Here is a 12375-nt window from a genome sequence, read left to right as displayed (position 1 = left end):
CATTAAGGAGGAAGAACTGTGTCAATTCAAAAAATTGATGGAAAACGTTTGTCACAAATGATCATACAAGGAGCAAATAATTTAACAAACAATGTTCAACTTGTTGATGCTTTAAACGTTTTTCCAGTTCCAGATGGCGATACCGGTACAAATATGAACTTATCGATGACTTCAGGTGCGCGCGAGGTGAAAGGAAATCTTTCACAACACGCTGGTAAAGTCGGAGTAAGTTTAGCCAAAGGATTATTAATGGGAGCGCGTGGTAACTCAGGTGTTATTTTATCTCAGTTGTTCCGTGGCTTTTCGAAATCCATTGAACAAAAAGAAGAATTAACAACAACTGATTTTGCCGATGCGTTAGAAGCGGGTGTAGAAACGGCATATAAAGCAGTTATGAAGCCGATTGAAGGAACAATTTTAACTGTTGCAAGGGAAACGAGTAAACATGCAGTCACAGTTGCGAAAAAACAGCGCGACTTCGTTTTGTTTATGGAAGAAGTTGTGAAAGAAGCGAATGCATCATTAAATCGTACACCTGATTTATTACCTGTATTAAAACAAGTTGGTGTTGTAGATAGCGGTGGGAAAGGTCTTGTTGTTGTATATGAAGGATTTCTAGCAGACTTAAAAGGTGAAACAATCGCCTCTAATGAGCCAACACAACCATCTATGAATGAAATGGTACGTGCAGAGCATCACCGTAGTGTACAAAGCCAATTAAGTACAGAGGATATTAAATACGGTTACTGCACAGAATTTATGGTTAAGTTAGACGAAGAGAAAATGCAAGAACATAATTTCTCTGAGCAAAAATTCCGTGAAGAGATTAGTGTGTATGGTGATTCATTGCTTGTTGTATCTGATGATGAAATCGTAAAAGTTCATATTCATGCAGAGCATCCCGGAGATGCGATGAATTATGGACAACGTTATGGAAGTTTAATCAAGATTAAAGTAGAGAATATGCGTGAACAACATACTGCTTTATTAGATGAGCCTGCGGCGATGCATGTAGAAGTAAAACGACCTGCAGAAAAACAGCCTTATGGAATTGTAACAGTGGCAATGGGTTCTGGTATTAAAGAATTGTTTGAAAGCATCGGTGCGACGGTTGTTATTGAAGGCGGTCAAACGATGAATCCAAGTACAGAAGATATTGTAAAAGCGATTGAAGAAGCGAATGCAGAAAAAGTTATTATATTACCGAACAATGGTAATATTGTAATGGCTGCAGAGCAAGCGGCTTCTGTAGTGGATCAAGAAGTAATTGTTGTTCGATCAAAAACAGTTCCTCAAGGTATGGCAGCTATGCTTGCATTCAATCCAGCAGGAACTCTTGAAGAAAACGAAGCGCAAATGAACGAAGCGCTTGCTCATGTAAAAACAGGCCAAATCACGTATGCGGTTCGTGATACAGAAATTGATGGTGTAACAATTAATAAAGATGACTTCATGTGCATTGCGGATGGGAAAATTGTATCAACAGATGCAGAAAAAATTTCAGCTGCGAAAAAATTGTTAGAAAATATGCTTGATGAAGATGCGGAAATTTTAACAATTCTACAAGGTGAAGATGCATCGGAAGAAGAAGTGGATGCATTAGTAACATTTGTAGAAGAAAAATTTGAAGATGTAGAAGTGGAAGTTCATAATGGAAACCAACCCCTATATTCATTCATTTTTTCTGTTGAATAAAGTGAACACTTTATTATGAAGTTTTATTTCTGGTTAAAATGTGATTACTCTATAATGAGATGAACTAATATAAATGATGAGAGGGCCTTGCTAGCAAAAGTAGTGAGGCTCTCTTTTTTTGGGGTAATAAAGTAAAACTTCCATCAGTAGGGTTTTCTTCATCCCTGGCATAGAAACGGTTCGTCTTTTTCACATGCAAAGTTTAAAGCAAAAAGAGAAAGCGAGTATAGATTTATAGTAGAACTTACGTGTCGGAAAATTCAAATGAATACATATAAGATTAGGAAAGCTGAAATGACTACTATGCTTTCTTGATGCTATGGTAGAATAGGAGAGGTAGCGATTGTGTATTCAACGTGAAAACGGAAATACGTAATCCATTGTTGAGATATAACCTACAAGTAAAGAAGATCTGTGTTATATATGAAGGGTTAGGAATAAGATTTGACGGGGCGTGAAGATCTTGAATGAAGTGGTGCAAATTCCAATTACGGATGTGAAAGGGATTGGAGAAGAAACAGCTGTATTACTAAATGAGATGGGGATTTTTACGGTTTCTGATTTACTAGAGCATTTTCCGTATCGTTATGAAGACTATGCGATGAAAGATTTGGCTGAAGTTAAACATGAAGAACGAGTAACTGTAGAAGGGAAAGTACATAGCGCACCTCTTTTACAATATTATGGAAAAAAGAAATCTCGTCTTACTGTACGTGTTCTCGTGGGTCGTTATTTAATTACAGCTGTATGCTTTAACAGACCCTACTATAAGCAGAAATTAAATATTGATGAAACGGTAACGATATCTGGGAAATGGGATCAACATCGTCAAATGATTTCGGTATCTGAACTTCACTTTGGGCCGGTTGTTCGTCAGCAAGAAGTGGAACCGGTATATTCAGTTAAAGGGAAATTGACGGTAAAACAAATGCGTCGTTTTATTGCGGGGGCGTTTAAAGAGTATGGTTCTTATGTGAAAGAAGTATTGCCAGAAGGATTGTTGTCGCGTTACAAGTTATTATCCCGTTATGAAGCACTGCATGCCTTGCATTTTCCTAGTGGACAAGAAGATATGAAACAGGCGCGTCGCCGCTTCGTATATGAAGAATTTTTCTTGTTCCAATTGAAGATGCAAGCACTTCGGAAAATGGAGCGGGAAAGTTCGAAGGGAATAAAAAAAGATATATCTCTTGAACAATTAGAAGAGTTTATAAGTAATCTTCCTTTTCCGTTAACAAATGCGCAGCAGCGTGTTGTTACAGAAATTATGAAAGATTTGCAGTCCCCATATCGAATGAATCGTTTACTACAAGGTGATGTAGGTTCTGGGAAAACGGTAGTGGCTGCAATTGCTTTGTATGCTGCGAAATTAGCTGGATATCAAGGGGCATTAATGGTACCGACAGAAATTTTAGCGGAGCAGCACTATCAATCTTTAGTATCTACATTTTCTCATTTTAATATGAATATTGAATTATTAACAAGTTCTGTAAAGGGAGCGCGTCGTCGCGAGATACTAGCAAGGCTAGAACAAGGGGAAATTGATATTCTCGTTGGAACACATGCTTTAATTCAAAATGAAGTCATATTTCACAGGCTTGGGCTTGTAATTACGGATGAACAACATCGCTTTGGTGTAGCGCAGCGTCGTGTGTTAAGGGAAAAAGGAGAAAATCCAGATGTTTTATTTATGACAGCAACACCAATTCCTCGTACATTAGCAATTACTGCGTTTGGTGAAATGGATGTATCCATTATTGATGAGATGCCGGCAGGTCGTAAAGTCATTGAAACGTACTGGGCGAAACATGATATGTTTGAACGTGTTCTTGGATTTGTAGAGAAAGAAGTGAAAAAAGGACGACAAGCATATGTAATTTGTCCATTAATTGAAGAATCAGAGAAACTGGATGTGCAAAACGCAATTGATTTGCATAGTATGCTAACTCATCATTATCAAGGTAAATTTCAAGTTGGTCTGATGCATGGTCGTCTTTCTTCTCAGGAGAAAGATGAAGTAATGCATCAATTTAGTGAAAATAAAGTGCAAATTCTCATTTCAACAACGGTTGTAGAAGTTGGTGTGAACGTACCGAATGCAACAACGATGGTTATTTATGATGCAGAACGTTTTGGTTTATCACAACTTCATCAACTTCGTGGTCGTGTGGGACGTGGAAGTGAACAATCTTATTGTATTTTAATTGCTGATCCGAAATCGGAAACAGGAAAAGAACGCATGCGTATTATGACAGAGACAAATGATGGATTTGTTCTATCAGAAAAAGATTTGGAATTACGTGGTCCTGGAGATTTCTTTGGGAGCAAGCAAAGTGGTTTACCTGAATTTAAATTAGCTGATATGGTACATGATTATCGAGCATTGGAAACAGCAAGGCAAGATGCTGCGTTACTTGTTGAATCGACTGCTTTTTGGCAAAGCGAACAGTATGAAATGCTGCGAAGATATTTAGAGAAATCAGGTGTTTTTCAAGGAGAAAAACTGGATTAAAGCGCAAGAAGTAAAAAAATGTTGCATTCTGTATTTAATGCTTATATACTACTATTAGTACCTAGTCATAAAATGGATGGTGCGGAATGAAAAAGAGAAGAAAAAAAGAAAGACAAGAGTTGTTACAACAAACAATAGAAGCAAATCCGTTTATTACGGATGAAGAATTAGCTGAACAATTTCAAGTGAGTATTCAAACAATTCGTCTTGATCGAATGGAACTTTCGATTCCGGAATTACGAGAACGAATAAAACATGTGGCAACGAAACAACATGAAGAAGATGTAAAATCTTTACCGCTTGATGAAGTGGTAGGAGAAATTATTGATATAGAATTAGATAGACATGCGATTTCTATTTTTGAAGTGAAAGTAGAACATGTCTTTAAACGTAATCAAATTGCTCGTGGACATCATTTATTTGCGCAAGCAAACTCATTAGCTGTTGCGGTTATTGATGAAGAATTAGCTTTAACTGCGAAGTCTACCATTCGATATATTCGTCCTGTAAAATTAGGAGAGCGTGTTGTTGCAAAAGCGCGTGTTGAAGATGTAGAGAATGATAAAGGACGGACGGTTGTCAAAGTGCAAAGTTTTGTTGGAGATGAACTTGTTTTTGCTGGCACTTTTGAAATGTATCGATCTAGTAACTATAGTGAGGAAGGTAACAACCTATGAGAATCGCAATTGATGCAATGGGCGGCGATCATGCTCCGAAATCTGTCGTACTCGGAGCAATGAAAGCAATTAAGCAATATTCAGATTTACATATTATTTTAGTCGGAAAAGAAGATGAAATTCGCAAATATTTAACAAGCGAAGAGCGTATTACAGTGCTGCACACAGATGAAGTAATTGAAGGGACAGATGAGCCGGTGCGAGCAGTACGCCGGAAAAAACAAGCTTCTATGGTACTTGCTGCGCAGCAAGTAAAAGAAGGTGCAGCTGATGCTTGTATTTCAGCTGGGAATACAGGGGCTCTTATGGCAGCTGGATTATTTGTAATAGGACGTATAGAAGGGATAGAGCGCCCTGCTCTTTCTCCTACGATGCCAACAGTAGATGGAAAAGGCTTTGTTATGCTGGATGTTGGTGCAAATGTCGATGCGAAAGCAATTCATTTGTATCAATATGCTGTAATGGGATCTGTATATGCAGAGAAAGTAAGAGGAATTTCTAATCCTCGTGTAGGGCTTTTGAATGTTGGAACTGAGGATGGAAAAGGAAACGAGCTTTCTAAACAAGTCTTTGCAATGCTAAAAGATGCACCACTTAACTTTGTTGGAAATGTAGAATCACGAGATTTGTTACAAGGTGTAGCGGATGTAGTTGTTTGTGACGGATTTACTGGAAATGTGGCTCTTAAAACGTTAGAGGGAACTGCAATATCTTTATTCTCGATGCTGAAAGAGCAATTAATGAGTTCATTTACAAGCAAACTAGCGGCAGCGGTATTAAAACCAAAATTAATGGTATTAAAAGATAAAATGGATTATTCAGAGTATGGAGGAGCAGCTTTATTTGGATTGAAAGCTCCTGTCATCAAAGCACATGGTTCTTCAAATGATCAATCAATTTTGAGCGCGATTCGTCAAACACGGGAAATGGTAGCGAAGGAAGTTATTCCTACTATTAAGAGTGTAATGGAGGAAGAACCGCTTCAATAATGAGGAGGGTTTGAAATGGGAAAACTGGCATTTCTTTTTCCAGGACAAGGTTCACAAGCAGTTGGAATGGGAAGACAATTAGCAGAAAGTTATGAAGAGGCTACAAAAGTATTTCGTCAGGCTGATGAAATTTTAAAGGATTCTCTTTCATCGCTTATTTTTGAAGGACCTCAAGAAGCATTGACGTTAACGACCAATGCACAACCAGCATTGGTAACGACAAGTATTGCAATTTTAAAGGTATTGGAGCAGTACGATATTACACCTGATTATGTTGCAGGACATAGTTTAGGTGAGTATAGTGCACTAGTAGCAGCAGGTGCTCTATCATTTGAAGATGGTGTATATGCTGTTAGAAAACGTGGTGAATACATGGAAGAGGCTGTGCCAAATGGCGAAGGTGCCATGGCAGCTATTTTGGGAGCAGATCCTGATATGTTAAAGCAGGTAACTGAGGAAGTGACGAATGAAGGTTATCCTGTTCAAATTGCGAATATGAATAGCACAAAGCAAATTGTAATTTCTGGTACAAAGCAAGGTGTAGAATTGGCTTCAGAAAAAGCGAAAGAAAACGGCGCAAAGCGTGCGGTTCCGCTACGAGTTAGCGGTCCGTTTCATTCATCACTTATGAAACCGGCGGCTGAGAGGTTTCGAGACGTGCTAAATGAAATTGAGATTGAAGATGCAAAAATTCCGGTAATTGCAAATGTAACAGCAGATTGTACTTCGCGTAAAGAAGACATTCAAGAAAAATTAATTGAACAACTCTATTCCCCTGTACTATGGTACCCATCAATTGAACGTATGGTAGAACTAGGTGTAGATACATTTATTGAAATTGGACCTGGAAAAGTCTTAGCTGGTCTTATGAAATCAATTGCTCCGTCTGCGAAAGTATATGCGATATACGATGAGGAGACAATGAAAGATACCATTTCGAAACTGAGAGGAGAAGGCTAATGTTATTAAAAGACAAAGTTGCGTTAGTAACGGGAGCATCTCGCGGAATTGGCCGTGCAATTGCATTAGATTTAGCAAAACAAGGTGCAAAAGTAGTTGTAAACTACGCAGGAAACGAATTGAAAGCAAATGAAGTTGTTGATGAGATTAAAAATTTAGGTTCAGAAGCAATTGCAGTAAAAGCAAATGTTGCAAGTGGCGAAGAAGTCGCTGACATGGTAAAACAAACTGTAGATACATTTGGTCAAATCGACATTCTTGTAAATAACGCTGGCATTACGAAAGATAATTTGTTAATGCGTATGAAAGAGGAAGAATGGGATGCGGTTATTAATACAAATTTAAAAGGTGTCTTTTTATGTACAAAGGCTGTATCTCGTTATATGATGCGCCAACGTCATGGACGCATTATTAATATCGCTTCTGTTGTCGGTGTTACTGGAAATCCAGGACAAGCAAACTACGTTGCAGCAAAAGCTGGTGTAATTGGATTAACAAAGACTTCAGCAAAAGAGTTAGCAAGTCGTAATATTACAGTGAATGCGATTGCTCCTGGATTTATCGTAACAGATATGACAGGTGTATTAGCGGAAGATGTGAAGAACGAAATGCTAAAATTAATTCCAATTGCAAAATTTGGAGAAGCTGAAGATATTTCAAATGCAGTTGCCTTTTTAGCATCAGATGCAAGTCGTTATATTACTGGACAAACACTTCATGTTGATGGCGGCATGGTGATGTAAGCAAGAAACTATAGAAATAGGTTGATTTCATTTCGTTTTTCTGTACAATATTAAATATGATGTCTTGAGGAGAGCGAATGAATTAAAAACAGTAATGGTTTGTCTATACTTTTTAAAGGAGGTGAATGAATATGGCAGACGTTTTAGAGCGTGTAACGAAAATCATCGTAGATCGTCTAGGAGTAGACGAAACAGAGGTAACACCAGCTGCGAACTTTAAAGAAGATTTAGGTGCTGATTCCTTAGATGTAGTAGAACTTGTGATGCAATTAGAAGATGAGTTTGAAATGGAAATTTCTGATGAGGAAGCAGAAAAGATTGCTACTGTTGGCGATGCTGTGACTTACATAGAGAGTCATCTATAATGCTTGATAAAGTCCCGTTTATATACGGGGCTTTCTCAGCATATATACCTGGAGGGACCTATGCCGTACAGAAAGTATAGAGATAAGAAGCATGAAACTAAATATCGAGAGGCTTTTAAAAAGTTTCAAGAGAAAATAGGGATTACATTTACAAATGAAAAGTTGTTGATTCAAGCATTTACGCATTCATCGTATGTGAATGAGCATCGCAAAAAGCCACATGAAGATAACGAGCGTCTTGAATTTCTTGGAGATGCGGTATTAGAACTGACAGTTTCGCAATACTTGTTTCAAAAATATCCGACAATGAGTGAGGGCGAATTAACAAAACTTCGCGCTGCTATTGTATGTGAACCTTCTCTCGTTCGTTTTGCAAATGAGCTATCATTTGGAAATCTTGTCCTTTTAGGAAAGGGAGAGGAAATGACAGGTGGGCGTGAACGTCCAGCATTATTAGCGGATGTCTTTGAAGCGTTTGTTGGCGCACTTTACCTCGACCAAGGTTTGGAAAAGGTATGGGGATTTTTAAAAACAGTTGTTTATCCAAAAATAAATGAAGGTGCTTTTTCTCATGTGATGGATTTTAAAAGTCAACTACAAGAGTTAATTCAGCGTGATGGTAGCGGGAACATAGAATATCAAATTCTACAAGAAAAAGGACCGGCTCATAATCGAGAATTTGTATCGCGCGTTACATTAAACGGCGAATCATTAGGTCTTGGAAGTGGGAAGTCTAAGAAAGAGGCAGAACAACATGCTGCCCAAGAAGCGTTGGAAAAATTAAAAGAGCACTTATAGCGAATCCCCCTTATACTTAGGGGGATTCCTTGTGCATAAAGGGGGAAGGCCTTTCGTGTTTTTAAAACGATTAGAAATAGTAGGATTTAAATCCTTTGCAGAACGTGTGTCGATCGACTTTGTGCCAGGTGTAACGTCTGTCGTAGGACCAAACGGAAGTGGGAAAAGTAATATTACAGATGCAATACGTTGGGTGCTTGGTGAACAATCTGTAAAATCGCTTCGTGGTGCGAAAATGGAAGACATTATTTTTTCAGGCAGTGATACACGTAAAGCATTAAATATTGCTGAAGTCACATTAACATTAAATAATGAGGATCAGCGTCTACCAATTGAATATAACGAAGTAAGTGTAACGAGACGAGTATATCGTTCAGGAGACAGTGATTTTCTTATTAATAAACAGTCTTGTCGCTTAAAAGATATCGTTGATTTATTCATGGACTCAGGTATGGGGCGTGAAGCGTTTTCGATTATTAGTCAAGGTAAAGTGGAAGAAATTTTAAGCAGCAAAGCAGAAGATCGCCGCAGTGTTTTTGAAGAAGCGGCTGGTGTGTTGAAATATAAAATTCGCAAGAAGAAAGCGGAAGGAAAATTAGCGGAGACGCAAGAAAATTTAAATCGTGTAGAAGATATTATTCATGAATTAAGTGCACAAATTGAGCCTCTTGAAAGACAAGCTTCTATCGCAAAAGATTATCTTGAGAAAAAAGATGAACTAGAAAAAGTTGAAGCGGCATTAATTGTGTATGAAATTGAAGAATTACATGAAAAATGGGAAGCGCTTCGTCAGCAATTTAAGCATAACAAAGATGAAGAAGTGAATGTTTCGACGCATCTTCAAAAGAATGAAGCGGATTTAGAAGAGATACGCGGAAATGTACAAGCTATTGATGAGTCTATTCAATCTTTACAAGAAGTTCTTCTTCTTTCTAGTAAAGAACTTGAAAAATTAGAAGGGCAACGTGAACTGTTGAAAGAAAGAAAGCACAACGCAACAACACATTGTGCGCAGTTAGAAGCATCCATCCATGAATTAACAGAAAAAGTTTCTGTATATGAAGGAAGTGTCCTGCAAGGAACAGAAGAATTGATGAAATTAGCAAGTCATGTGAAAGAGTTAGAGCAGAAACTGCATGATAGCGAACAATTGTTGTCTACATATGAACGAAATTTAGATGGAAAAATCGAACATTTAAAAGGGGATTATATTGAACTTTTAAATCAGCAAGCAAGCTATCGAAATGAACTTTCTATGTTAGAGGAACAATTTAAACAGCGAGATTTCAAAAATCAGCGCCTTGACGAAGAAAATGAAAAATATGTACAGATGCGGATAGGTATTGCGCAGAAAAAATCAACCTTCGTTGAAAAATATGAACATATAAAAGAACAAGTCACAAATCTGTTGTCAAGCATGCAACAAACGGAAACTGCGCTTGGAAAATGTAAAGAACAATATAGTGAAAATGAAACCAAGTTGTATCAAGCATATCAGTATGTTCAGCAAGCTCGTTCTCGTAAAGAAATGCTTGAAGAAATGCAAGAAGATTATTCAGGGTTTTATCAAGGTGTTCGTGAAGTGTTAAAAGCCCGCGACAGCCAGTTACATGGTATTGAAGGTGCAGTTGCAGAGCTTCTTACTGTACCGAAAAAATATGAAGTAGCGATGGAAATCGCACTTGGGGCAGCAATGCAACATGTGGTTGTACAAACAGAAGAACATGCACGCAGAGCTATTGCATTCTTAAAGCAAAACCGCCATGGTCGTGCGACATTTTTACCACAAAGTGTCATAAAGGGCAGAGCGCTTAATATAGAGCAACTTCGCATGATAAGCCAGAATCCGGCATTTATAGGGATAGCTGCAGAGCTTGTACAGTACGATAATAAATATGAAAAAGTAATTACAAATTTATTAGGTACAGTAATAGTTGCTCATGATTTAAAAGGTGCAAATGAATTAGCGAAGCAACTGCAGTATCGTTATCGGATTGTTACATTAGAAGGGGATCTTGTGAATCCTGGTGGTTCAATGACAGGTGGTGCGGTGAAGCAAACAAATTCTTCTTTATTAGGACGTCAACGGGAATTGGAAGAGTGGAATGAAAAGTTGACAGATATGGAAGGAAAGACTGAGAAGCTAGAGAACTTTGTTAAAGCACTAAAACAAGAAATACAAGAAAAAGAAGTAAAGTTGAAGGAACTGCGACAAAACATTGATGAAAAGCGTGTAGACGAACAAAAGTACAAAGAAGAAATAAATCAGTTAGAGTTAGAAGAACATCGCATTAATGAGCGCTTATCTATTTATGATTTAGAGCTAGAAGGATTTTTGCAAGATCAAGCGAAGATACAAGGGCGAAAAACTGAGCTAGAAGAAACGCTTACTGAGCTGCAAGGAAAAATTACGGAACTCGATATGACGATTACAGAGTTAACAAAACAAAAGAACGAGCAGCATTCCTCGAAGGAAAAGGTTCAGAAAGAGATTACCGAGCTAAAAGTACAAGGGGCTGAAAAGCATCAACGATTATCAAACCAAAAAGAAACAGTAGAACGCTTAACAAAAGAACGAGATGAAACGAAAAAGAATCTTATAAAGACAAAAGAAGACTTATCATTCTTAAAACAAGAAATGACATCGAATTCTAGTGGCGAAGAGCAAATTACAAGTATGATTGAAAAGAAAACGCATGATAGAAATCAAACTGTGGAATTAATTAGCTCACGCCGTGAACAACGTCTTGGTTTACAAGGGCGGTTAGAACATCTAGAGTTAGAAGTGAAAGAAGCGAAACGTCAATATAAATACTTGCTAGATGTATTAAAAGATCAAGAAGTGAAAATAAATCGTTTGGACGTGGAGTTAGAAAATCGCTTGCAACACTTACGGGAAACATATACTATTTCTTTTGAATCGGCGAAACAAAAATATACGATGACAATGTCTAGCGAGGAAGCTCGTAAAAAAGTGAAATTAATTAAACTATCCATTGAAGAACTCGGCACAGTAAATATAGGTGCTATTGATGAGTTTGAGCGCGTATCTGAGCGTCATACGTTCTTGTTAGAGCAACGTGATGATTTACAAGAGGCAAAAACAACAATGCATCAAGTAATTGACGAGATGGATGAAGAAATGAAAAAGCGTTTTTCTTATACGTTTCAAGCAATTCGTACAGAATTCCAGCTAGTATTTAGTGAATTATTTGGCGGTGGGCGTGCAGACTTGGTTATGACTAACCCGAAAGATTTATTAAATACAGGGATTGATATTGTTGCGCAACCACCAGGGAAAAAGTTGCAAAACTTAGGTCTTCTTTCTGGAGGAGAACGAGCATTGACGGCTATTGCGTTGTTATTTGGTATTTTAAAAGTTCGTCCTGTACCGTTTTGTGTGCTAGATGAAGTTGAAGCTGCGTTAGATGAAGCGAACGTTGCTCGGTTTGCGCAGTATTTGAGAAGATTTAGTAATGAAACGCAGTTTATCGTTATTACGCACCGAAAAGGTACGATGGAAGAATCTGATGTATTATATGGTGTGACGATGCAAGAGTCTGGTGTGTCCAAGCTTGTTTCCGTGCGTTTAGATGATGGGGAAGAGCTTGTTACGAGCAAATAGAAAGGATGGGA

At 37.9% G+C, this 12375-nt stretch carries 9 protein-coding genes; all 9 read left to right on the top strand.

The features are described 5' to 3' along the window. Positions 1-18: 18 nt before the first annotated feature. The 9 genes from PLX19_RS08985 (at position 19) to smc (ending at position 12364) form a co-directional block, all read left to right on the top strand. Complete coding sequence (locus tag PLX19_RS08985) at positions 19-1695, top strand: DAK2 domain-containing protein (RefSeq protein WP_272188171.1); 1677 nt, start codon at positions 19-21, stop codon at positions 1693-1695. Positions 1696-2158: 463 nt separating this feature from the next. Continuing rightward, positions 2159-4207 (top strand): ATP-dependent DNA helicase RecG, encoded by a 2049-nt coding sequence (gene recG, locus PLX19_RS08980; RefSeq protein WP_272188170.1) that lies wholly within the window; start codon positions 2159-2161, stop codon positions 4205-4207. Positions 4208-4293: 86 nt separating this feature from the next. Next, on the top strand, positions 4294-4884 hold the full coding sequence (gene fapR, locus PLX19_RS08975) for a transcription factor FapR (RefSeq protein WP_272188169.1): 591 nt from the start codon (positions 4294-4296) through the stop codon (positions 4882-4884). Beyond that, entirely contained in the window at positions 4881-5873 is a 993-nt protein-coding gene (gene plsX, locus PLX19_RS08970) for a phosphate acyltransferase PlsX (protein ID WP_272188168.1), read from the top strand. Before fapR ends, plsX begins: the two co-directional genes overlap by 4 nt. 15 nt (positions 5874-5888) lie before the next feature. Beyond that, positions 5889-6833 (top strand): ACP S-malonyltransferase, encoded by a 945-nt coding sequence (gene fabD, locus PLX19_RS08965; RefSeq protein WP_272188167.1) that lies wholly within the window; start codon positions 5889-5891, stop codon positions 6831-6833. Beyond that, positions 6833-7576, top strand: a complete 744-nt coding sequence (fabG, locus tag PLX19_RS08960; protein ID WP_272188166.1) for a 3-oxoacyl-[acyl-carrier-protein] reductase — start codon at positions 6833-6835, stop codon at positions 7574-7576. The genes fabD and fabG overlap by 1 nt, the downstream gene beginning before the upstream one ends. Positions 7577-7707: 131 nt before the next feature. Continuing rightward, the gene (acpP, locus tag PLX19_RS08955) at positions 7708-7941 is read left to right on the top strand and encodes an acyl carrier protein (RefSeq protein WP_020059185.1); all 234 of its coding nucleotides are present in this window, start codon (positions 7708-7710) and stop codon (positions 7939-7941) included. A 60-nt stretch (positions 7942-8001) separates the two neighbouring features. Beyond that, positions 8002-8739, top strand: coding sequence for a ribonuclease III (gene rnc / locus PLX19_RS08950; protein WP_098916233.1), 738 nt, complete (start codon positions 8002-8004; stop codon positions 8737-8739). Positions 8740-8794: 55 nt separating this feature from the next. After that, a complete protein-coding gene (gene smc, locus PLX19_RS08945; protein ID WP_272188165.1) occupies positions 8795-12364 on the top strand; it encodes a chromosome segregation protein SMC in 3570 nt (1189 codons plus the stop codon). Positions 12365-12375 lie beyond the last annotated feature (11 nt).

The organism is Bacillus sp. BP-3 (genome assembly GCF_028401955.1).
Classification (GTDB): Bacteria; Bacillota; Bacilli; order Bacillales; family Bacillaceae_G; genus Bacillus_A.
This window is presented reverse-complemented; position numbering and strand designations above follow the sequence as displayed.